This window comes from Spirillospora sp. NPDC052269, assembly GCF_040679435.1.
Taxonomy (GTDB): Bacteria; Actinomycetota; Actinomycetes; order Streptosporangiales; family Streptosporangiaceae; genus Spirillospora.
Genome location: NZ_JBFAUU010000035.1, coordinates 38,275 through 60,116 on the forward strand (window position 1 = coordinate 38,275; position 21,842 = coordinate 60,116).

A 21,842-nucleotide genomic window follows, 5' to 3' on the forward strand; every position below is an offset into this window, starting at 1 on the left:
GCCGAAGGAGGGGTGTTCAAGCGCTGCCCGCTTGAACACCCTTCCGTGGGGCAGCGTCGGTGGGTGGGTCAGCGGAGTTTCAGCCAGGCCCCCTCGGCGCTGGTGTTGAACACTTTGCGCTTGCGGTCGAGTTTGCCGACGGCGGCGCGGATCTTCATGTGGTCCTGGTTCCAGTACTCCATGGCCCAGTGATCGGTCCAGGTCTTCCTGGCGCCCAGGGTGTTGACCCCGCAGCGGTTCCGGAGGTTCACCTTCGGGCCGGTCAGGTAGTAGCAGTACCCGGCGCTCTTGCCGTCCGCGCGGGTGTCTTTGACCTTGATGGTCAGCCACACGAACGCACCGTACTTGTCGCGGGCCCAGTACCAGGTGCCCCATACCGCGGCGCCCCGGACGCTTCGGGCGGTGAAGCGGTGGATCTTGCCGGTCCGGTGGAAGCTGCCGGTCCCGGCGGCTGAGACGGCCGCGCCGCGGTCCGAGGTCGCTCCCCCGACCTGGTGACCGGTGTCGGCAGTGGCCGGGCCGGCCAACGCGATTCCGGCGGCCAGCACCGCCCCCGTGGTCACGCTGATCTTCAACACGTGCATCCCCGTTCGTCAGGAAGATGATCAAGACTGCTACGTGTGACCCCTGACGATCCCCGACGGTTTACACATGGCGGGAAGATCCTGCGGCGGCGCCTTCCCCGAGCGCCTGACGATGCGCGGACACAGCTGCGGCGAAGCCCCGCTGCCGATAGTGCGGGTTCGTGACGTCCGGATGGGACTCCGCTGCCAAGGCCGGCCGCCCTGCCGCCCTGCCAGTCCCCGGTTGAGGACATCGCGGTCGAAACGTCGAGGAGGAGGGGACCGGTGGGTGCCAGCAGCGCCGACGGCCCGTGCCTGCCGAACTTGTGCGGTACTGGGCAGAGCCACACCAAAGCGGGCGCACCTGCGCCTGCGGCCTCACGATGGCCGGACTTGACCTCAACTTTGATTGAGGTTGAAGACTACTCAATGAAGGCGCCGAGACGGTCGGCGCAGGAAGGGTGATGGTCATGCAGCGCATTCTGGTCAACCGATTCGGCGGCCCCGAGGTCCTGGAGGTGGACGAGGCTCCTGCCCTCGTCCCGGGTCCTGGAGAGGTCGTGGTGGGCACGTCCGCTGCCGACGTCATCTTCCTCGACACGCTGCTGCGCAGCGGTGCGGGCAAGGACTACTTTCCGGTTCGTCCGCCGTATGTGCCCGGTCATGGTGGCGCCGGACTCGTGATCGCGGTCGGGGAGGGTGTCGACCCCGACTGGACGGGGCGGCGCGTCGCCGTCGGGACATCGGACGGCGGCTATGCGGAACAGATCGCGGTCTCTGCGGAAGAGCTGGCATCGGTGCCCGACGGCCTGGGCCTCTCCGAGGCGGCGGCGCTTCTGCACGACGGTCCCACCGCGGTCAACATCACCGACGCGGGCGAGATCAAGGAGGGCTCCTGGGTGCTGGTCACCGCCGCCGCCGGCGGCACGGGCGCGTTGGTCGTGCAACTTGCGCGTGCGGCAGGAGCGCGTGTCATCGCCGCGGCTCGCGGGGCCCGCAAGCTGGAGTTGGCCCGGGAGGTGGGCGCCGAGGAGGCGTTCGACTACACCGAAGCCGGCTGGACCGACAGAGTGCGTGCCGTGACCGGCGGCAACGGCGTGGACGTCGTGTTCGACGGCGCCGGCGGTCAGCTCGGCAGCCAGGCGTTCGAGGCGGTGGCTCACGGCGGCCGGTTCGTGAGCTACGGAACCTCCAGCGGCTTCGCCCAAGTTGACCCGCACACGGCCCGGCAGCGCGGGGCACAGACGATCAGCCTCATGGACCTGAACAACAGGGCCGAGGGGAAGACGAAGGAACTTCTCGACAGGGCGCTGGCGCTCGCGGCGGACGGGCGGATCCGACCGATCATCGGCCAGACCTTCCCGTTGGAGCAGGCCGGGGACGCGCATGCCGCCATCGCGGCACGCAGCGCACTCGGGAAGACGCTGCTGGTGATCTAGCTTGCGATCAACCCCCTCCGCGTCCGCACTGAAGGGGGCGCCGAGGGTTTCCGCCCCGCCGGAGGAGCGCGGCTGTTCAAGGATCCGGCGACCACCTCCAGGATTCCCGCCCTGGAACGGCCCGCGTTCGCCAGAGTCGCCGCGGCCGCGCACCCCGGCGTCCTCCTCACGGTGTCGGAGTTGCTCCGGCTCTGCCGCGACCTGGTCGACATCCGCAGCGTCCGCACCTGGTGCCAAGCCCGCGGCGTCGCCCTGCGCTGAGGAGCTGTGGGTTCGACGGTGTGACGGGTGCGGGACAAGGCGCTGCCCTGCCTGCGGGCTGGAGTACACGTTCGTGGACGTCGAGTCCCGACATCGAGGCAGCAGGAGACCCCGCCCAGCTGGCCGCGGTCGTTTCCGACGGCGGCGGAGCCGATCCGGTCGCGAGGACCGCGGGGCGTTCACCACCGCCCCGCTCCCCCACGGTCTTGGCTGGGTCGTGCGTTGGCATACCGAGCACGGCCGGCGCAGGAGCCGGTCTCCGGCGGCGGGGTGTCGGCGGCTAGTGGCCGGTTGCCGGGTTGCCGGTTACCGCGTCGACGAGTTCTGGCCAGGGCCGCTCGTCTCCGGCGAGGATCAGGTCCACCAGTTGCCGCCAGCTGTCGGGGCGGCCGGCTAGGCGCTGTTGGAACAGCTCGGCCAGCGGCCAGGAGAACCTGTCGATGTCGTCCTCGACGGCTGCATCCCCCCAAGCGTCGTGGCCGGAATGCCGCGCCGCTGTCCGCAGCGGCTCGATGTCTCCGGTCAGGATCGAGGCGGGGACCGTGGGCTGCCGCTCCCGAAGCAGCTTGTCGGGTGCCGTGCGTTCCTGGTGGAGCCTCCACACCGGTTCCGGCCCTGCCCGCTCGGCGAGTATGGCGTAGAGCTGGATCGTGCAGCACTTGTTGTTGACGTCGTAGGCCGCGACGAACTCGTGGAGCTGCTCCACCTGTGTCATGCGCTGGGCCATCTCGATGACGTCGGTGTGCGGCATCCGGCGCACGAGCTCGACGAGTTTTTCCATTGGCCAGCCCAAGGCCCGCAGCCCCTCGTAGGCGGCCAGGCGCACCCGGCCCCCGGTGATGTCGCGAATGCTGAGGATTCCTTCGAGGAGGTCCTGGTTGCGGTTCTGCCCGGCGGCGAGGGCACGCCGCATGTGTGCCACAGTGAAGTCCTCGTTGTGGACCATGGCACGAGTTGCCGCATGGCTGCCCTCTGGGGGGCTCGGTGCGAAATGCACCAGGGCTGGAGACAGCGGAAGGTGACCCGCCATCTCGGCCAGCAGCGGCGCATACTGCTCCTGCCTCGTCGCCAGCTCCAAGGCGGTCTCCGGCGGGGCAAGGGCGAGCAGGATGTTGCGGATGACGGTACCCCCGAACGGGGGTTGTTCCGCGTTGGCGGCGGCCCTGGCGGCGCCGTTCAGTCGGCGGACCCGGCCGATCAGCTCGCTGAGGCTCTCTGGCCGGAGGGAGATGTGGTTGATCACACCGCCGAGCAGGTCCGCGTCGGTGCCGATGTGTTCGGCGAGCAGGTCACGGATTCCGGCCACCAGCGCCGGCCGGGCCCACGCAGCCCTGGCCCCGAATTCACTTTCGGCGAGGGACAACACTGCCGAGGCGGGTATGGCGTCCCGCACGACCATGGCGGGCGTGCGCTCGCCGCGCTCCAGCGACTTAAGGATCCGGATGATGAATTGGCGACGATGTCTGGCGTTGAACGCGCTCAGCGCGGCGATGAACTCGAAAGGGCAATCGTCACGCTCGACCGCGGCGTCCAGGTCCGGATGGGCCCGCGAAGGGTAATGCGGAGGGTGATCGGACTCGTCGCTCGGGGGGTCGAGGTCGTGCGGGCTCCACGACTGGCTGACGAGCCTGGCGAGCTCGTCGTTGGGCTCGCGTATACGTTCTTCGACCTCGGCGTAGTGGCGCGGCGCGAGCTCCAGCAGCCGGTCCCAGTCCGGAGGCGGCGACGCCGTCGGCTTACCGGCTTCGTCCGTCAGTGCCGCGCCGGCCCGATCACGGATCACCCGGGCGGTGTCCGGCTCGGCGAGGTCGAGCAACTCGTTCAGCCGGTACCGGATCCTTTTGCCATCCATTCCGACCTCCCCTGGGCTGGGCATGGCGTCCAGTCTTGCAGGCGGGGAGTCGGCGATTCACTCGGCGCGATGCCTGAAAGCGGCCACGGCACTCAGGGAACCCAGGGGATATTCCTCACTCAGCCGCAGCGACCTACGAGGACCTGACGGCCGGACCCGCCAGACCTACCGGGAGCCGGAACGGCACGACGGGACGACCCGCCGCCCGCACCCGACCGCCCGCACCCGACTGGCCGGTCACGACTGGCCGGTCACGACTGGCCGGTCACGACAGGAGGCATCCATCGGGCTTCTCCCGGGGAGCCCGGGGACAAGGGGCGGCGCGACCCCGGCGGAACCCACTACGCCCGGCGGACGCTACGACGCGTCGGACATGGCACGGAGCGTCGCAAGAAGGCGAACGGTCCCCTGCGGCCTGAAGGGAAGCAGCAGTCTCGGCGCCTGCGCGACGAGGGGCCGATGTCCATGTGCGGGCCGTCCACGCGCGTCGCGTCGTCGTCCTCGAACACGCCACCCGATTGAGTGCGTCGGTCGCGGTCTTGAACGAGGGGCACCACTCCCCCGGGCGTGAGGTGACCACAAACCGGCCTAGCGCAAATCATCACAAGATCGGTAAAGTGGCGCGCTCTTCACAGTCGAGGAGTTGGTCAACGGGCAAGCAATCTCGCCTGCTGCCCGCGGGCTCGGAGAGTGCGCCCCATGCGGGCGATGCGGAAGAGAGCCCGGACCGCCCGCCCCTCCTCAGCCAGAGTGAGCGAGAGGAAGAACGCATGCGAATCCCAGGTGTTCGTTGTGGCCTGGGCGCAGTGGCGGCGGTGCTGGCGGTCACGGTGGCGGGATGCTCCTCCGGAGGCCACGCGGCCACGCCCGGCCCGTCCCCCTCGACGCCGTCCTACGGTGCGCCGCCGTGGGATGTCTTGCCGTCGAGCCCGCCGGCGAACCCCACGCGAGGCCGCAACGGCGACATCACGTCCCTCCCGGACGTCTTCCGCGCGATGATCGCGACGATTCCGGTGGAGTTCAAGACCGGTAAGCCCCGCCACGCCATGGACGAGCCCGGCGACCGTCAGGACTACGGCTGGGTCAACACCGATGCCAGCCGCGCCCGCTTCCTCTACGTGCGGGTCTTCCGCGACAAGACCCAGGCCCAGGCGCGCCGGGACATCGCCGGGGCGCGCACGCTGGCAGGTGATGACCACGATCCGGTCAGTGATGGCGAGGCGCACACGGGTCCGGCCAGCAGTATCCGCGGCCTGGGGGACGAGGCATTCACCTTCGCGATGCGGCAGCGAGAGGTGTGGAACGGCGATTTCAGCCCCGGCAATGACCGCAACTACGACATCGGCGGCACCTACGTCGCGGCGCGCGTCAGGAACGTCTGGTTCTCCGTCCGGCTCGAAGGCTCGGACAACCTGCACCCCGCTCCTCCCCTGGACGCCAAGCGCAGCGCCGAAACGGCCAGACCGCGCCTGACCGGGACGAACCTGCCCGACCAGACGGCCCGCGCTCAGGCGACCGCCATCGCCCGCGCCGTGATCGGCGTCCTCCAATCCAGGTGAAAACGACGTCCCCGGGCCTCCTGGAATGGGCCGAGCACAGCGGACCCGGTCCACGGACCGGCTGCGACCGGATTCAGTGCTGCGATCCGAGTTCAGCGGTCGAATCCAGCCACGCTTGTGCTCGTCCTGATCCCCTCGCTCCGTCAGATGCACGATCTTCCCCGTTACGCTCGCGCCCCTGTGGAGGGCGCCGCCTTCACCGAGAGGACTGTCATGACGCCTCCCCCGTACGGACGCGGCCCCCGGCATCGCCTGCCGACAGCGGGCAAGGTCTTCCTTGTCGTGTTCCCGGTCGTCATGGTCGCGTGGTTCCTGGTTCTGCATCAATGGAACGCCGGGGCGTTCTCTGCGCCCGAAACCAAGACCGTCCCAGACCCGTGTCTTGCCTTGGGCGGTCAGGCCCAACAGGCCCTCGGCGCGCCGTCGGTGGCCGGCACCCCGGGCACCAAGGACATCGGAGGCATTCGGACAAGCAAGTGCACCTGGGAGAAGGCCGCTCCGTCCACCGGCTCCCTGGAAGTGGAGTATTCGCTCCATCGTCGGTCCCAGGGGAGAAGCGGGGCCGACAGTGCCCGGACCGAGGTGGACACCGACGTCCGGGTCGACAGGATCTTCCCGAGCTCGACCACCGTGACGAACCTCGCGAACCTCGGCGACGAAGCCCACCAACTCGTCGGCCGCTTCGGCGACACCCCCGGTGGGCTGGTCAGGACCACCGTGGTCGCGCGACGGGCCAACGTGGTGATTCATGCTCAGAGCACCGGACTGCCCGGCCCCACGCCCGACCAGCTCAAGCAGCTCGTCGCGATGGCCCTGGCCGGGATCAAGACCGGCTGAGCGACATGCAGGCATCCCGCGAGACGCCGACATCCCTCCAAGTGAGGCGGGGCTTCCCCCCTGAATGACGCTGATCCGACTCCTGCCCGGTGCGATGGTGGCGACGCTGATCAGGTGGTGGCCGCCGGGATGCGGCCTGGGGCGCCCCCGCGCTGGCCGGCACGACCGGTCCCCGCAAGAGCGGCGGCATCGACGCCCGGACGCGTCCTGCAGAACGGCGAACCGCTCGTCCATGAGGTGGCTGCGGCTTCATCAGGTCAGGCCAGTGTGGGCCGGTCGAATCACACTCGCGCGCTCCCCTCATCGCGAGAGTCGCGCGGATGAACTCACGCTGGTGCGAGGCCTTGCGTGGCAAGGGGCTGGCAGGAATCGGCGCCATCTTCTTGGGAGGGCTCATCCTGTTCACCGGCTGGGGGGAGCGCGTCCAGTGACTCGGTGGGAGTGTGGCGGCAAGCAAATGCGTCGAGGGGGGCGATGTGTGTCCACCACCAACGGCGCTCCGAGCGGCGACAACAGCCATGGCGAGCAGCGGTCGTCCGACCCAAGCACCGCAAGGTCGTGATGCGCACCGACACTGTCAGGCGCAACACCCGTCATGTGCGCGACGGTCAGCAGGTGGCCGGCGGGTACTCCTTCCCCGCCGCGATGGGAAACGAGCTGTGGGTCCACCACATCTCGCCAGAGATCGGCAAGGCTCCGATCAGCGATCCACGCCTGGCGCACATGCTGAACGTCCCGGTCGACTCGATGGTCATGCGACGGCTCCGGGTGACCGGCCCCGAAGGGGAGCCGGCGTTCCAGATCAGCACGTCATGGATCCATCCGCGCATCTCGCAGGAGGTGCCCGAGGTCGACGACGCCTTCGGCACCGGCCCAGGCGCATGGATCGACGCCATCGAAGCCGTGGGGCACGGCCCTCTCGAGTGGCTGGAGCGCCGACGCGTCCGCATGCCCACCACGGACGAGACCAAGCTCCTCCTGATCCCCGCGGACCTGCCGATCTGGGAGATCGTCCGCACGAGCTACAGCGCCAAGGACGAAGGCCGTCGACGTCACCCAGGTCATCATTCCCGGCGACCGTGTCGAGGAGGTCTCCCGACTTCGACGCGACGAGTCCGCCCACTGGCCCCACGTCACCATCAGCCCGGACGGCCCACCGGTGGCACCTCGCGACGAATGATGTCGGGGCTCATGACCCGTGCGACAGATTTGGCTCGGGAGGTGGGTGACACTCCGGATAGATGATCTGTCGTTGTTCCTGCTCTTTATTGAATCGGGAACTGGTGTTCGGGGCGCGGTGATCTGACCGGGAGTTCTTGGACGTGCAGGTCGGAAAAGATCAGGGTCAGGTCGTGGGCGTTGGTTTGGATACGGACTGCGTGGAAGTCGATGCCGACTGCGACGGCCCATTCGTGGGCGGTTGGGGAGTCGGCGATGATGGTGGCGCCGGGGTAGAGGACCTGCCAGTTGACTCCCCAGACGTACCCGTCGAGGTCGGCGCCTGTTTCGTAGTTGGTGAGCCGGTCATCCAGGGAGTCTCGCCAGGTGTCCGCCCGCACTGTTGTGCTGCAGTTCGCCTGCACGCAGTAGCGGAACAGGTAGCGCAGCTGTGTGGGTTCGATCCCGGTCGTCGGGTCGGCGGTCGCTTCGATGATGAGTTCGTAGTCCCGCATGTAGTCGACGAACCCATGGCGGACCAGGGCCTGGTCGAAGATGTCTTCGAGGGCCTGTTGCAGCGTCGCCGGATCCATGGGCGCAGTTGTATCACCCGTTGATGATCTTGCGTTCGGGTTCGGGTTCGGGCTTGCGGGCTTTGAACCGGGCGATGGGTTTGGTGGTGGTGCGGGCGACTTCGGCGATGACGATTTGGCCGCGACTGCTGACTCGACGTTGAGCCTGGAGGGGTTCGGTTGCCGGTTGGGGTTCAGGGCCGGCGGGGCGGGCGTCACGGATCTGGGCGAGGTCTGTTTCGGTATGGGGGTTGGGCAGCGTGCGCAGCAGGGTGTGTCCGTCGGTCAGGTGCAGCAGGGCGCCGCTGATGCGGATGGTCAGGCGGCGGCCGGCGAACTGGTAGCCGATCGGGTGTTGTCGCCCGGCGAGGGAGACCAGCCCGCAGGCGTTGATCGTCCGGTCGACCTCGAACACCTCACCCGGGCCGGGGCGGATTGGTCCGGCGGAGGGCTCGATGCGTGCACCGCCTGCCGTCAGCAGTTGGCGCAGGTGCCGGGCGGTGAGTCGGGAGGGGCCTTTTTTGATCCTTACTCCGGCGGCAAGCAGTTCAACAACGCTGGTGCCGGCCCGGATTGTGATGGCAGCGCGAGTCCAGTGCGGTCGCGCGGGGCCGCTACACACCGGGCCGCGAGTTCGGTGGCCACCAGCGAGGCTTGGTCCCGCGGCTGACCAAGCTGCCGTAGATCCCCACCGAGGCTCGGTGGAAGGCGATACTGCAGGTCGCCGCAGATGAGCCGATTCGCAACCGGGTAGTGTTCGCACTCCCCGAACTGCGTAGCCGAGATATCCAGATGCGCCGCGACCGACCTGGATGCCACAGTCACGTCTGTGACCTTGATGAACCTACTGGTCGCCTTCAGTCGAACCGGCTGCGTCGGGCCGCTCCACTGCGGCATGCCCCTTGCCGAGGCCGAAGGAATCCTCGGCCAGGGGCGCCCGCACCCAGCGATCCGGATGATGGGCTCTGACATCGACGGCTACCCCTACTCCTGGGGCGACCTGGACCTGGTCGTCACGCGACGATCCGTCAGCGGCATCTGGATCAGGCTCCAGGCAGGTTCCGTGGCCGAGCTGCCGGCGATCGTGCTGCCCGACTCCAACTCACACTCAGCCACCGTGCGCCGTGACGAGTTGATCGCGGCATTGGACGCCGCCGAATGCGAGCACGCGATCGAGCCCAATCTGACGTTCGGCAGACAGTCCAGCATCCGCACCCGCCCAGCCGACGTCTGCGCAGTGTTCTTCCCACGAGACAAGGAGAGCCACGTGCCTGGCGGCCTCTGCCTCGGAGTGATCCACAAGCACGTGGCTTGACATCTCTGATTCCACATATTGGCCCGCTGCCTGCGGCTACGGATCTCCAGCGGGAGATCGAGGAGGGCCTGAACGTCGGGGAACCCTCCAACGGCGCGAACTCCGCCAACCGGCGCGACGAACAGGAGACGTTCGTCCTGTGCTTGCGCAGACCTCCTCACGACCGTCGACCGACGGCGGCTTGACGAGCACTACGTTTCAGGTCGGTCGAGGTGAGGAGCGGCGCGAACGCCGTTTCGGCGGCCCAGGAGCGCGATGAGTACGGCGGCGACGACCAGGTGCATCAAGGCCAGCGTGCCCTTCGTGCTCCCGGATGCCTCGACGTACAGCACGGGCACGGACGACACCAGCAACACAGTGACGGCCAATCCGGTCCAGACGGCCGGAGCCCGGTCGGTCAACCGATCCAGCACTGCTCGCGTTGCTGAGGCGAGCAGGGAGACGGCGAGCGTGGCACCGACGATGAGCGGCAGGCCGAGAACCATGGCCGTCCGTCCATCACCGGGATCAACGCGAAGTTTCGCGCCCAGGCCGCGGGCGGCGGCCCACACCAGGGCAGTGGCCAGGACGGCTCCGCCGATCGCGGATGCGTGAAGGCGAAGGCTTAGGGCGGCCGAGCGAGTGACAGTGGTGGTCATCAGAGCGCTCTTTCAGGGGATGAGGATGGTCTTGCCGCTCGTGCGGCCGGCTTCGGCGTCGCGGTGCACGGCCGGTAGCTCGGTGAGCGGGCGGGCCGCCGTGATGTCCACACGCACCACACCCGAGTCGACGAGGGCGATGAGTTCGGCCAGCTGACCGGGGTCGTTGCGGGCGACGAAGTGTGTGGCGGCCACGCCGGTTCCGACCGGGGGCGTCACCGGGACGGTGATCGAGACGAGCGAACCGCCGGGACGGACGACCCGACACAGCGCCTCCGCGGTCTCGGGCGGTATCGGGACGAGGTTGAGCACCAGATCCACCGGGTGGTCCAGCGCCTGATGCGGCGAGACCCGTGTGTAGTCGATGATCTGCTCGGCGCCGTAGCCGCGGACCCGATCCGCACTGCGCGGACCTGCGGTGGCGATGACGTGCGCGCCGCTATGGCGGGCCAGTTGGACGGCGAACATGCCCACGCCGCCGCCCGCGCCGTTGACGAGGATCCGGGTGCCCGGCTCAACGCGGGCGTGCTCGAAAAGCGCCTGCCAGGAGGTCAGACCGGCGACCGGAATCGCTGCGGCGTGGGCGAGGGGGATCCTGGACGGAGCATGTGCCAGCCGTCCGGCGGAAGAGATGAGGTACTCGGCCGCCGCGCCGCCTCCGTCGATGATGCCGACGACATGGTCGCCGATCGCGAAGCCCTCGACGCCGTCTCCCGCTCCGACGACCGTCCCGGCGGCTTCGGAGCCGAGGGTGAACGGCAGGTCCAACGGGACGATGTCGCGCATGTAACCGGCCCGGAAGCCGATGTCGGACGGGTTGAACCCGGCGGCAGCGACACGCACCAGCACCTCGCCCGGTCCGGGGTCCGGACGGCGCGCCTGCTCATAGCGGATCACCTCGGGCCCACCGAAGTCATGGACGCGTGCCGCCATCATCATCGCGCTCGGGCTCTTGGCGCGCCGGCCCGATACGGGTTCTGGTTCCATGTGTCGTCCTGTCTTGAGCGGCCCCGTGCCCGCGCTTCGCACGGGCACGGATGCCTACTGATCTTGGAATGGTTCGACCGTAGGGCCGATGCCCAAGACGACCAATGCGTGTTCATCTCCGATTCTTAAGAGAACGTCTTCGCCTTATGAACCATCGCTAGGATCCGGAGATGGACGTGCTGAGCGATGTGATCGCGGTGATGCGCACCGGCGCGCCACGGTCGGCCCTGGTCGAATGGTCGGCGCCGTGGGGGCAGCGATTCCGCACGGTGCCGGGGGCGGCGGGATTCCAGATCGTCCTGCGCGGCCCCTGCTGGCTCATCCCTGAAGAGGGTGACCCGTTCCCGCTGGCCGTCGGCGACGTGGTGTTCCTTCCGCATGCGAGCCGGCACGGCCTGGCCGATGCCCCGAGCACTCCCCTGGCCGAACACGTCTGTGACCCGCAGGAGGACGTCAGGTTCGAACGCAGGTATGCCGCCGCGCCGGCCGGCCGGGCGCGCCCCGGATCCCTGACGACGGTGACGTTGTGCGGGGCCTACCAACTCGACGCCGCTCGCGTTCACCCGCTGCTGGACGATCTGCCTCCGCTGCTGCATCTGCCCGCCCAACTGGGGCATCATCCCCGGCTGCGCGCCGCGGTCGACCTACTCGGCGCAGAACTCGAGGAACCCCAGCCCGGCGCCGGGGCCCTCGTGCCCGCTCTGCTGGACACGCTGTTGCTCTACATCCTGCGGGCGTGGTTCGCCGATCAGCCGGTGGGCGGCGAGGCCACCGGTTGGGCGGCGGCACTCGCCGACCCGGCCATCAGCACCGCCCTCGAAGCGATCCACCGCGACCCCGCGCATCCCTGGACCGTCGCCGGCCTGGGCGCACACGCGGGACTGTCGCGGGCCGCCTTCTCCCGACGTTTCACGGCCCTCGTGGGACGGCCACCGCTGGCCTACCTGACCTGGTGGCGAATGACGACCGCAATGCGGTTGCTGCGCGACTCCGACGCTCCGCTGAGCGTTGTAGCGGAACAGGTCGGATACGGCTCGGAGTTCGCCTTCGCCAACGCGTTCAAACGCGAATTCAACCTCCCGCCCGGACGCTACCGACGTGACAGCCGCTCTCCCGACAAGCCGAACCCGGCGGACTCCGATCCCGCCCACGCCCCCGCCTCCTCCTGACGAAGAAGCAATCGGAGCTCGGCAGCAGCCGGCTCGACCACGGCGACCCCCTCCCGCACGCGGCCGCCCGCGAAGCATTCGAAGAGGTCGGCATCAACATCGCCCTCAACGGATGACCAGGTGACAGGTTCTCTACCGGGTTCGGAACGCCGTACCTGATCGCCACAGCACATTGATGCGAACGGTCCGCGTGGAGGTCGGAGGGGATGCGTCATTCGGTGTGCGGCCATGGTCGGGGGTCGGGGAGGCGCCGCCACCACCAGCCACGCGTGGCGAGCTCGGCCTTGTCGAGTCCGAACGACACTGCCGCGCGTGTGCTGTCCTCTGCGGTGGCGTTCCGAAACTCGACAAGGGCGCCTGCGGTCGGCGCTGGAACGCGCAGAGCGTTGAAGCGCCACGTTCCGAGGGCGAGCAGGACGAGGGAGGAGGCGGCCATCACCAGGATCGGGACCGGGTGAAACCGCTGGTCATCAGGTGGGTGCCGATGTAGTAGTGGAAGGGCGTGGCGTAGCGCAGGGCGTCCGCGCCGATCTGCGGGGCGAACCCGTTGAGGGCGTAGGACGCGACGCCCACGCCGGCGGTGATGCCGAAGACCGTGGCGCGAGGCTGACCGGTCGCCGCGCCCAGCGCGGTGCCGAGCGCCCCGAACAGCAACGCCAGTAGCGCCAGGTGGTCGTGGAGCGCCCGGCCGGGCGGCTCGGCATCCGAGGTGCGAGGGGCGGCTCAGACGGTGGGCTGCCAGGTGCCGTCGAGCGCGACGCCCGCGTCGGCGGCGATCCGGTCGCGGGAGGCCAACAGGCGCTCCCGCAGGGCGGGCAGGTCCACGTCCACGAGCACACCGTGACGCTTGACGACGCGGCCGGCGGTCAGGACGGTGTCCACCAGGCCGGGGTGGCCCTGGCTGACGATGCTCCCGGCAGGGTCGGTGACGGGGAAGACGGTCAGGTCGTCGGCGCGCAGCAGGACGATGTCGGCGTCCTTGCCGGGGGTGAGGCTGCCAGTGCGGGCCGCGAGGCCCATGGAGGCGGCGGCGTCGATGGTGGCGAAGTCGAGCAGGTCGCGGGAGCGCAGGCGTCCGTCGATGCCGCGCTGGACGGCGAAGGCGGTGCGCAGGGCGGAGAACATGTCGCCGCCGGCGGAGGGGACGTCGTCGATGGACAGGGTGGGGCGCAGGCCCGCGTCGAGGGCGAGGCCGGTCATGGGGGCGCCGAACCCCATCTTGAGTTCGACGTCGGGACTGATGGAGAGGGAGCCGCCGGCGTCGGCGAGCAGGCGTAGTTCGTCCACGCCGATGCCGTTGCCGTGGACGCCGGTGAGGGTGTCGCGGAGCAGACCGTGTTCGTGCAGTTCGGTGATGACGCCGGGGGCTTCGAGGTGGAGGCTGATGCGCAGGTCGAGTTCGTCGGCGAGTTCGACCTCGCGGGCGGTGGCGTCGATGCCGGTGGCGCCGGGTCCGCGCATGCCGAGAGCCAGGTCGATGCGGCCGCCGCCGGTCAGGGTGGCGCGCACGCGGCGGATGTCGTCCTCGATCGCGCTGTCGCCGCCCCAGCCGGCGCCGAGGCAGAAGACGGAGCGGCCGGGGGCGTCGGTGAGGGCGGCGATGGCGGCGTCCTCGTGCTGGTGGGACTGGGCGACGTGGTACCAGTCCAGCATGGTGGTGACGCCGGAGTGCAGGGCTTCCAGACGGCCCAGGAGGGTGGCGATATAGACGTCTTCGGGGGTGTAGTGGGGCTTGACGGTGCGGTGCATGGCCTGGGCCCATTGGGGGAAGGTCCAGTCGGATCCCGCGCCGCGGAAGGCGGTCTGCCAGGCGTGGCGGTGGTTGTCCACGAAGCCGGGCATCACGATCCGCTTGCTCGCGTCGATGACCTCGGCGTCGGGCGTGTCGATGCGCGGTGCGACCTCGATGATCCGCCCGTCCTCGATGAGGACGTCGCCGCGGGCCAGGTCGCCGAGTGTCGGGTCCATGGTGACGACGGTGCCGCCGGTGATGAGGGCCTTCATGGTGTCGCTCCTTGCACGTGCACGGTCAAAGGGTGGTCCGCGGCCAGGTAGGCCGCTTGCGTCGAGGTGGTCAGGTCCGGGCGGCGAGGACGGCGTCGGCAGCGGCGAGGGCGTCGGCGACGAGGTCGGCGGTGTCCTCGGTGCCGGCGGCCAGGCGGATCAGGCCGGGCGGGACGGCTTGGGTGATCTGCTCGTCGCTGAGCATGCCGCGCCACATCGACGCCGGGTGGACGGCCAGGGAATCGACACCGCCCAGGCTGGCCGAGCGCCGGGAGTAGCGCAGGTGGCCGAGGAAGGCGTCGGCCGCGTCGAAGCCGCCGGTGAACTCGACGCCGAGGACGCCGCCGAAGCCGCTCATCTGGTCGACGGCGAGCTTGTGCTGCGGGTGGGACTCCAGGCCGGGGTAGTGGACCCGGGCGACGGCCGGGTGCTCGGACAGGGACCGTGCGAGGGCCAGGCCGTTGTCGTTGTGGCGGGGCATGCGCAGCGGCAGGGTGCGGATGCCCCGCAGTAGCAGCCAGGCGTCGATCGGGCCGAGGGTGGCACCGGTGAGCAGGCTGGTGTCCCAGATGCGGTCCAGGATCCTCGCAGGGCCGGCGAGGGCTCCGGCGGAGACGTCGGTGTGCCCGTTGAGGTACTTGGTGGCGCTGTGCCACACCACGTCGATGCCGTACTCGGCGGGCCGCTGGTTGAGGGGGGTCGCGAAGGTGTTGTCGGCCAGTGTGGTGATGCCGTGGGCGCGCGCGAGGCCGGCGATGGCGCGCAGGTCGGTGACGTGCAGCAGCGGGTTGCTGGGCGTCTCCAGCAGGATCAGGCGGGTCTTGGGGGTGACGGCCCGCTCGAACGCCTCCGGGTCGCGCTGGTCGACGGCCGTGGCGGAGACCCCCAGGCGCGGCAGGAGGTTCAGCAGCAGGGAGGCGGTGCCGCCGTAGGTCGACCTCTGCCCGACGACGTGGTCGCCGGCGGAGACCAGGGCGAGGACGGCGGTGGTGATCGCGGCCATGCCGGAGGCGGTGACCATCGCCGCCTCGGTGCCCTCCAACTCCGCCAGGACCGCGGCGACCTGGGCGTGGTTGGGGTTGCCGAACCGGGTGTAGAAGCTCTTGCCGCGCGGCTCGGTCGCGCCCACCGCGAACGTTTCGCCGTCTCCTCCGGAGAACGCCGCGGTCTGGTAGATCGGGGGCGCCACGGCGGAGTCGGGGTGGACGTGGCGGTCGGCGTGAACGGTGACGGTGCTGCGGCCCGGCATGGCTGGCCCTTCGGTAGCCCAACGGTTCGTTCGCAGCCAGCATGCGGGGCCGTGACGCTACCGCGACCCGCTTGCCAGCACATTCGGCACACAATTGCGTAGCTCACAGGCGGGATGTGTCGCAGGAATGGTCGTCTCGGCAATAATCTGCTCATCATGGATGAGACGGACCGGGCGATCCTGGCGGTGCTGGAGAGCAACGGGAGGATCAGCAACAGCGAGCTCGCCGCGCGGGTGGGCCTGTCACCTTCGCCGTGCCTGCGCCGAGTACGGCAGCTGGAGGAGAGCGGGGTGATCCGCGGCTACCGGGCGGTGGTGGACCCCAAGGCCGTGGAACGGGGGCTGCGCGTGTTCGCCGGGGTGCGGCTGGTCCGGCACGTGCGCGCGGACGTCACCGCGTTCGAGACCGCGGCGACGCAGCTGGCCGAGGTGCGGGCCTGCCACCACATCACCGGCAGCTTCGACTACCTGCTGCACGTGGAGGTCGCCGACCTGGACGCCTACGAGGACTTCCACGCCACCCGGCTCGCGTCCCTGCCAGGGGTCGCCACGGTCAACAGCTTCGTCATCATGAAGACCCTCGACAACACCTGACCCCCTTCTCCCCGGATTGATCAGGGGCGCGTGTTCGTGGAAGGGCGGTCCCCGGCATGCGGCCCGAGCATCTTGAGGACTGTGCCGGCAGGGCCCCATCCGGACTCGTCCGGTTCCGAGTTCACGACGAGCCCCATCCGTGTCGTGGGTTCCCAATACTCAACACAGTCGTCGTTGAGCGAAGGGCACTCCTCCAGCGTGAATCCACGGGCCTGCACAGCCGTGTGCAGCTCGTCGAAATCGAGCCGAGGCCGGAAGTCGCCGTAGCGGTCGACCAGAGCGGCCTCGATCGAACCGTCGCGGGTCAGCCATGGCAGCCGGTGGGTCTGAGCGCCGAAGTAGGTCACCTCCCATTCGTCTTGGGGCCCGCTCCGGTACCAGCCGAACTCGATGAGGCCGAAGTCGGAGAGCCTCACGGACGGTGAGAGCTCAGACGTGCAGCCAGGCCCGAGGACGCCCTCCACCGTTGCCAGGTCACTGGTGTGGTCGATGCCCAGGACGGTGCCTGTGGTCATCAGATCGACGAAGAAGTCCAGGTCACTCACCGAGGCATTATCGGGTGTGAGTGACGATCAAGGCACGCGGATTCCGTCGCCTGGACGTCTCAGGTCTGCCAGCGGGCCGTCAGCAGGCGCAGCGCGGGGGCCGGGTCGGGCAGGTCGGCGCGCGGCGCGGCGGCGAGGCCGCCCAGGGCGATCGCGATCAGGCGGCGGCGGGCGGCCCGCGCCTCCGCGGTGAGCTCGGCGTCGTCCAGCTCCTGGATCTGTTCGACCAACGGCGACAGGCCCAGCTGCTCGATGAGAAGAAGGATGTCGGTCGCCGTCACGTCGCGGCGTAGTCCGCCGCTTTCGTGTGCGCGGTCGACCAGGGCTTCGAAGTCGCGGTCGGCCGCGTCCGCGAGGGCGGCCGTTTGCGGGGGCAGCGAGGTCAGCTTCCCCAGCGGGGCCAGCGTGCCCTGGCCGTACTCGACGCTCTCAACGACCAGGCCCTGCAGTCCCTGCCAGGGGTCGGGGTGGTCGGCGGCCGTGCGCACGGCCACCGACCACTGCTGGTTCGCGAGTACCAGGAGTCGTTCGTACAAGGCGGCCTTGCCGTTGTAGCGGCGGTAGAGCGTGCCCACGCCGACCCCTGCGGCCTCGGCGATCGCGTTGACCGAGGCGTGCACCCCGTCGCGGGCGAACACCCGCCGGGCGGCCCGGAGGAGGGCTTCGTCGTTGCGCGCGACCTCGGCCTGCCGGGCCTGCTGCTGTCTGGAGATGCCCATGCCCGTCATCCTAGACCTTGCGGAATAAATCGCTCCGCAATATCGTCCTCCTCATCGTGCGGAGCAAGTCGCTCCGCACTGGGGAAGCGAGGACCCGTCATGAACGCCGAATCCACTTCGACCGCCGACATCAACGCGATCGCAGAGGTCGTGGCCACCGTCGAGCGCACGCAGCAGACCAAGGACGCCGAGGGCTTCCTGGCGCTGTTCCACCCCGACGCGCTGTGGACGACCGCCCACGGCAAGGTCCTGATCGGTCTCGACGCCATCGCCGAGTTCACGCGCGCCGTGCTCCCCAAGGCCGACTGGGACGGAAGGGTCACCTACGAGGTCGTCCACACCCAGTTCCTGCGTCCGGACGTGGCCGCCGTCAAGGTCAAGCAGGTCTACCACTCCCCCGACGGCGATTCCGAGGGCGCCCCGCTGTACGTCATGACCAAGCAGGACGACGGGGCCTGGCTGCTGCACGCGAACCAGAACACCCAGGTCCACGCCGGTTGAGCATCACCGCGTCGCGCCGTTCCGCAGCGGCGCACGAACTTCGCGTCGGTCGGCATCCGCATGGTCGTGGCCGGCGACGCCTACCAACTAGACCATGCAAGCACGAGTTCACCGGGGAGGGAGTGAGCGTGGGAGGCCGAACGCCGGGAGCATGGTGTTCTCGAAGCGGGTGATGCCACGGACCCGGCCGTCGGCGAGGGTGAGAACGAAGATGCCCGTCCCGTGCCGGGCGCCGGACGCGGCGCGCAGGTATACGCCGAACGCGGGCTGCCCGTTCGCCCGTACCGGGACGAGGTCCAATCGGCGCCCCGCGCTGAAGATGTTCCCGCAGAAGCGGGCCACGACGTCCACGCCCTCGTACTCCAGGGGCAGCGGCGGCATGGAGATGAAGACGTCGTCGGTCAGGATGCCGACCAGGGCGTCCACATCGGCGGACTCGAAGGCGCTGACGAACCGCGCGACGATCGCGTCCTCGGCGGACGAACCGGGCGGCGGAGGCGGCGCGTGGTCGGCGTCCGCGGACCGGTGCTCCCGCAGTCCGGCGCGCGCCCGCTTCAGGGCGCTCTTGACCGAGTCCACGCTGGTGTCGAGCATGCCGGCGACCTCGGCGGCCGGATACCCCAGGACGTCCCGCAGGATCAGGACGGCGATCTGGCGGGGCGGCAGCAACTGGAGGGCGGTCACGAAGGCCAGTGAGACGGCCTCGGTCTGCTCGAACCGCGCCTCCGGGCCGGGCGGACGGTCGATCGCCCCTTCGAGCAGCGCGTCCGGATAGGGCTGGAGCCAGACGACCTCGCCGAAGCGCGTCGGCTCCGGCAGGTCGAACGCGGGGAGGGCGCCCTGCTTGGTCGGACGGCGACCTGCCGAGCGAAGCGCGCTGAGACAGGTGTTGGTCGCGATCCGGTACAGCCAGGTGCGAAGCGAGGCGCGTCCGTCGAACCCCGCGAGGCCGCGCCAGGCGGACACCAGGGTCTCCTGCAGCGCGTCCTCGGCGTCCTGGAGGGAACCGAGCATCCGGTAGCAGTGCACCAGCAGCTCCCGGCGGTGCGGCTCGGTGAGCGTCCGGAACGCCTCCCCGTCCCCGCTCCGCGCCCTGCCGATCAGCTCGGCCCCCATCACGTCCACGTCCGCCGCCTCTCCCATGTTCGTTCCGTTTCCACCCTGTATGGACGTCGGCCGAGGCGTGAAGGGGGCGGTCGGCGAACGCCGGATTATCCGGGGTCCGCAGCGCCCCCTTTCCCGGACGCGTGGCGTCTGCACCGGTGGCAGTCACGACATCGGCAAGGAGAACGACCATGGGAAAGATCGTCGTCAGCACGAACGTCTCGCTCGACGGAGTCATCGAGGACCCGGTCGGCGAGGAGGGCCTGAAGGGGCGCGCCTGGTTCCGTCCGGACGAGTCCCCGGACGGCCCGGCATGGGCCGCGGAAGAGCTCGAGGAGTCCCAGGCCCTCGGGGCGCTGCTGCTGGGCCGCCGGACCTACGAGTGGTTCGCCGAGCGTTGGCCGTCCCGGACGGGTGAGTGGGCCGACCGGCTCAACGCCGTGCCCAAGTACGTCGCGTCCTCGACCATCACGGAACTCCCCTGGGTCAACGCAACGGTCCTGAAGGGCGAGCTGGCGGACGGTGTCGCGGCGCTACGGCGCGACGTGGACGGGGACGTCGTCGTCTACGGCAGTGGGCAGCTCATCCACTCGCTGGTGGAACAGGGCCTGGTGGACGAACTGCGGCTGAAGATCCACCCGGTCGTGGTGGGGACGGGCGAGCGCCTGTTCTTCGCGTCCGGCGTCAACAGGAATCTGCGCCGCGTGAGCGCGCGGACGATCGGCGAGGGCATCGTCCTACTCACCTACCGGCCCGTTCGCGACGCCTGACCGCCCTGTCGAAGAACCGCCTCCGCCCTGCTCGCGCAGGGCGGAGGCCCTTTCGCCGGTCACCACGTCCCTGCACGCGATCGCGCTGGACCTGCACGCCACCATCGCCGATCTCGAATGGACGATCATTGCCTACACGCTCCCGTTCGCCGTGCTGCTCATGGCGGGTGCGGCGCTGGGCGAACGCTGCGGACGCAGGCGTGTTGTGACTTTTGCAGGACCGATGTCGTGATTCTTCGCAGGCTTCGTGTCGTAGGCGTCTGCGGCGCGAGCGTGGCGAGCAATTCATCCGCCTCCGCACCCTTCCCCCTTGAGTTGGTGACCGATGTCTCTGGTCGGGGTCGCGTGCTTCCGTCAAGACGTCGTTGATATTGCCGAATCGCCCTGCTATAGCCACCTTGAGCGCTCTTGTCCGCTCCGGTGCCCGGCGTTTGGATCAGGGAAGGGTGACCTTCTGTGGTGCGGACATGTGACGGATTCGAGGGTGCGTCGCCGGCCTCGCCGCCTGTCCCCGCCCGGTCCGTTTCATCGCGTGCGGGTCACCGGCCTGCACCCTCAGCAGAACCAGGAGTCGCGGCTCATGCCCAAGCTGACCTATGCCGTTCTCACCGATCCAGCGTCGCTGGAGGCTTCGGAGGCCCAGAGATCTCCGTCCAAGGGAACGGTGTACCTGATCGTCACCAACACCACGCCAAACGTGGTGGAGTGGTTGGAGATCGAGGTGACGGTGCCGGTCGGCTCCAGCGTTGACGCCCTCACTCCCAGTACCACCGGCATCAGCCCCACCGGCCAGCACATCGATACCACAAAGAACTTCTCGACCCCGGTGAGCTTTGGTCCGCAGGGCACCGATAGCTTCAAAGCCACCGCCGGCAACCCACGTGGTGACTTCTTCTTTCCCGGCGACTGCGTGATCCTCACGCTGGCCGGTGTCACTGTCACCGTTGGCGCTGGGCCGGTGGTGTTGTCGGTGGCGGAGACTCTCATCCAGGCAGGACGCACCCCGAGGCCGACCACCTACGCGGCGGTGGCGCTGGTCAAGGCCACCCCACAGCCCATTCCCGCGCCGCGTGACTTCCGCCCGGACAAGGCCCTGCTGGAGCCCGGAGACGCCCTCACGCTGAGCTGGGAGGGGTCCGACGACTTCGACTACAGGATCCTGTCCCCGGCAGGGTCAGACACCATCACTGGGGGCAAACGTTCCTGGTCGCCGACGGCAGCCCCGACACGGGCCACCACCTACACCCTCCAAGCCACCTCCCGCACCACACCCCCACAGGAACACTTCCTCACCACCACCGTTCAGGTGCGCTACCCCGTCCTGGAAACCCTCACCGCCACCACCGGCATCGACACCCCCTGGGTCCAGGGGGCAACGAAAGCGACCAAGGGGCGCGTCACCTTCACCGGCGCCGGGGCGGAGCTTTCCAACAACTCCAGCGGCAAAGGGAGCCTGACGGCCGGCGATGGCCACTTCGACAACGTGTTCACCCCGTGGATAGGAGGACCCAACAGCGGCGAAGGAACCATGACCTTCACTCAGGGTGGAGTGATCGTATGGCGCACAGGCGGCACCAACGACAAGGGCACCGTGACCGCCGACAAGGCCGACCTCACCGGCGTCAACACCGACTGGGTCCAGGGCAGGAACACCAGTGACGGGTGGATCGAATTCCCGCCCGCTGGGGTGAATGTGTTCCAGGGCGCCGGACAGCGTCAGTGGGGAACCGTCGCGGCCGGCAAGGCGGACCTGGACGATCTGGCCACCCGCCGGGCCCTGGTCAAGGAACGCCTCACCCTTCAGGGCGGGCTGACCGTCGACAACGTCCTGGAGACACACGACGGCCCGCCGCGGCTGGTGGTCCATGGCCAACTGGACGCCGAGGGCGACGTGGACGCCCGCCGGAACGTCACTGAGCCTTTTTCAGTGAGTTTGGGCTTCGCGGGTTTGTAGGACGTGGATGGCCTTGGCGAGGTGGCCGGCTCGGTGTGGGCAGCAGCGGAGC

The 21,842-nt window shown here is 69.2% G+C and carries 22 protein-coding genes; 10 read left to right on the forward strand and 12 right to left on the reverse strand.

Annotated features, from left to right (window positions below; all coding sequences use genetic code 11):
• Positions 1 to 68: 68 nt before the first annotated feature.
• Entirely contained in the window at positions 69 to 584 is a 516-nt protein-coding gene (locus AB0L06_RS42595; RefSeq protein ID WP_500237391.1) for a hypothetical protein, read from the reverse strand.
• A gap of 449 nt (positions 585 to 1,033) precedes the next feature.
• Between AB0L06_RS42595 and AB0L06_RS42600 the strand changes: the two genes are divergently transcribed.
• Positions 1,034 to 2,002, forward strand: coding sequence for a zinc-binding dehydrogenase (locus AB0L06_RS42600; RefSeq protein WP_500237393.1), 969 nt, complete (start codon positions 1,034 to 1,036; stop codon positions 2,000 to 2,002).
• Between the two features lie 541 nt (positions 2,003 to 2,543).
• On the opposite strand, the gene AB0L06_RS42605 is transcribed toward AB0L06_RS42600, so the two are convergent.
• On the reverse strand, positions 2,544 to 4,115 hold the full coding sequence (locus tag AB0L06_RS42605) for a hypothetical protein (protein WP_500237395.1): 1,572 nt from the start codon (positions 4,113 to 4,115) through the stop codon (positions 2,544 to 2,546).
• A 617-nt stretch (positions 4,116 to 4,732) separates the two neighbouring features.
• Here AB0L06_RS42605 and AB0L06_RS42610 point away from each other — a divergent pair.
• From AB0L06_RS42610 to AB0L06_RS42620, 3 genes are all read left to right on the forward strand, one after another.
• Positions 4,733 to 5,674, forward strand: coding sequence for a hypothetical protein (locus tag AB0L06_RS42610; RefSeq protein WP_500237397.1), 942 nt, complete (start codon positions 4,733 to 4,735; stop codon positions 5,672 to 5,674).
• A 282-nt stretch (positions 5,675 to 5,956) separates the two neighbouring features.
• Positions 5,957 to 6,511, forward strand: coding sequence for a hypothetical protein (locus tag AB0L06_RS42615; RefSeq protein ID WP_500237398.1), 555 nt, complete (start codon positions 5,957 to 5,959; stop codon positions 6,509 to 6,511).
• 561 nt (positions 6,512 to 7,072) lie between these two features.
• Entirely contained in the window at positions 7,073 to 7,756 is a 684-nt protein-coding gene (locus tag AB0L06_RS42620) for a UTRA domain-containing protein (RefSeq protein WP_500237432.1), read from the forward strand.
• A 20-nt stretch (positions 7,757 to 7,776) separates the two neighbouring features.
• On the opposite strand, the gene AB0L06_RS42625 is transcribed toward AB0L06_RS42620, so the two are convergent.
• On the reverse strand, positions 7,777 to 8,262 hold the full coding sequence (locus tag AB0L06_RS42625; protein WP_500237399.1) for a YxiG-like protein: 486 nt from the start codon (positions 8,260 to 8,262) through the stop codon (positions 7,777 to 7,779).
• A 13-nt stretch (positions 8,263 to 8,275) separates the two neighbouring features.
• The gene (locus AB0L06_RS42630; protein ID WP_500237401.1) at positions 8,276 to 8,656 is read right to left on the reverse strand and encodes a hypothetical protein; all 381 of its coding nucleotides are present in this window, start codon (positions 8,654 to 8,656) and stop codon (positions 8,276 to 8,278) included.
• 414 nt (positions 8,657 to 9,070) lie between these two features.
• Here AB0L06_RS42630 and AB0L06_RS42635 point away from each other — a divergent pair, with 414 nt between their 5' ends.
• Positions 9,071 to 9,556, forward strand: a complete 486-nt coding sequence (locus AB0L06_RS42635; RefSeq protein WP_500237403.1) for a hypothetical protein — start codon at positions 9,071 to 9,073, stop codon at positions 9,554 to 9,556.
• 191 nt (positions 9,557 to 9,747) lie between these two features.
• Here the strand turns inward: AB0L06_RS42635 and AB0L06_RS42640 are convergent, their stop codons facing one another.
• Both AB0L06_RS42640 and AB0L06_RS42645 read right to left on the reverse strand, forming a co-directional pair.
• Positions 9,748 to 10,194: a DUF6069 family protein gene (locus AB0L06_RS42640; RefSeq protein ID WP_500237406.1), complete on the reverse strand. Its 447-nt coding sequence runs from the start codon at positions 10,192 to 10,194 to the stop codon at positions 9,748 to 9,750.
• Between the two features lie 12 nt (positions 10,195 to 10,206).
• Positions 10,207 to 11,181, reverse strand: coding sequence for an NADP-dependent oxidoreductase (locus AB0L06_RS42645; protein WP_500237408.1), 975 nt, complete (start codon positions 11,179 to 11,181; stop codon positions 10,207 to 10,209).
• Between the two features lie 170 nt (positions 11,182 to 11,351).
• Here AB0L06_RS42645 and AB0L06_RS42650 point away from each other — a divergent pair, with 170 nt between their 5' ends.
• Positions 11,352 to 12,350 (forward strand): AraC family transcriptional regulator, encoded by a 999-nt coding sequence (locus AB0L06_RS42650; RefSeq protein ID WP_500237410.1) that lies wholly within the window; start codon positions 11,352 to 11,354, stop codon positions 12,348 to 12,350.
• A gap of 435 nt (positions 12,351 to 12,785) precedes the next feature.
• Here AB0L06_RS42650 and AB0L06_RS42655 read toward each other — a convergent pair whose 3' ends face one another.
• The 3 genes from AB0L06_RS42655 to AB0L06_RS42665 all read right to left on the reverse strand — a co-directional run bounded on the left by AB0L06_RS42655 (position 12,786) and on the right by AB0L06_RS42665 (position 15,603).
• Positions 12,786 to 13,004 (reverse strand): hypothetical protein, encoded by a 219-nt coding sequence (locus AB0L06_RS42655; protein WP_500237412.1) that lies wholly within the window; start codon positions 13,002 to 13,004, stop codon positions 12,786 to 12,788.
• Positions 13,005 to 13,073: 69 nt separating this feature from the next.
• Entirely contained in the window at positions 13,074 to 14,354 is a 1,281-nt protein-coding gene (locus tag AB0L06_RS42660; protein WP_500237414.1) for an amidohydrolase family protein, read from the reverse strand.
• Positions 14,355 to 14,424: 70 nt separating this feature from the next.
• Positions 14,425 to 15,603, reverse strand: coding sequence for a trans-sulfuration enzyme family protein (locus AB0L06_RS42665; protein WP_500237416.1), 1,179 nt, complete (start codon positions 15,601 to 15,603; stop codon positions 14,425 to 14,427).
• 156 nt (positions 15,604 to 15,759) lie between these two features.
• Between AB0L06_RS42665 and AB0L06_RS42670 the strand changes: the two genes are divergently transcribed.
• Entirely contained in the window at positions 15,760 to 16,197 is a 438-nt protein-coding gene (locus AB0L06_RS42670; RefSeq protein WP_500237418.1) for an Lrp/AsnC family transcriptional regulator, read from the forward strand.
• Between the two features lie 20 nt (positions 16,198 to 16,217).
• Here AB0L06_RS42670 and AB0L06_RS42675 read toward each other — a convergent pair whose 3' ends face one another.
• Together AB0L06_RS42675 and AB0L06_RS42680 are read right to left on the reverse strand one after the other, a co-directional pair.
• The gene (locus tag AB0L06_RS42675; protein ID WP_500237420.1) at positions 16,218 to 16,742 is read right to left on the reverse strand and encodes a hypothetical protein; all 525 of its coding nucleotides are present in this window, start codon (positions 16,740 to 16,742) and stop codon (positions 16,218 to 16,220) included.
• Between the two features lie 59 nt (positions 16,743 to 16,801).
• On the reverse strand, positions 16,802 to 17,461 hold the full coding sequence (locus AB0L06_RS42680) for a TetR/AcrR family transcriptional regulator (RefSeq protein WP_500237422.1): 660 nt from the start codon (positions 17,459 to 17,461) through the stop codon (positions 16,802 to 16,804).
• 99 nt (positions 17,462 to 17,560) lie between these two features.
• Between AB0L06_RS42680 and AB0L06_RS42685 the strand changes: the two genes are divergently transcribed.
• On the forward strand, positions 17,561 to 17,962 hold the full coding sequence (locus AB0L06_RS42685) for an SgcJ/EcaC family oxidoreductase (protein ID WP_500237424.1): 402 nt from the start codon (positions 17,561 to 17,563) through the stop codon (positions 17,960 to 17,962).
• Positions 17,963 to 18,070: 108 nt separating this feature from the next.
• Here the strand turns inward: AB0L06_RS42685 and AB0L06_RS42690 are convergent, their stop codons facing one another.
• Positions 18,071 to 19,105 carry a sigma-70 family RNA polymerase sigma factor gene (locus AB0L06_RS42690; RefSeq protein WP_500237427.1) on the reverse strand — a complete coding sequence of 345 codons (1,035 nt, stop codon included), beginning with the start codon at positions 19,103 to 19,105 and terminating at the stop codon, positions 18,071 to 18,073.
• A 152-nt stretch (positions 19,106 to 19,257) separates the two neighbouring features.
• Between AB0L06_RS42690 and AB0L06_RS42695 the strand changes: the two genes are divergently transcribed.
• Positions 19,258 to 19,836 carry a dihydrofolate reductase family protein gene (locus tag AB0L06_RS42695; RefSeq protein ID WP_500237430.1) on the forward strand — a complete coding sequence of 193 codons (579 nt, stop codon included), beginning with the start codon at positions 19,258 to 19,260 and terminating at the stop codon, positions 19,834 to 19,836.
• Between the two features lie 580 nt (positions 19,837 to 20,416).
• A complete protein-coding gene (locus tag AB0L06_RS42700; protein ID WP_500237431.1) occupies positions 20,417 to 21,790 on the forward strand; it encodes a hypothetical protein in 1,374 nt (457 codons plus the stop codon).
• The last annotated feature ends 52 nt before the right edge of the window (positions 21,791 to 21,842 follow it).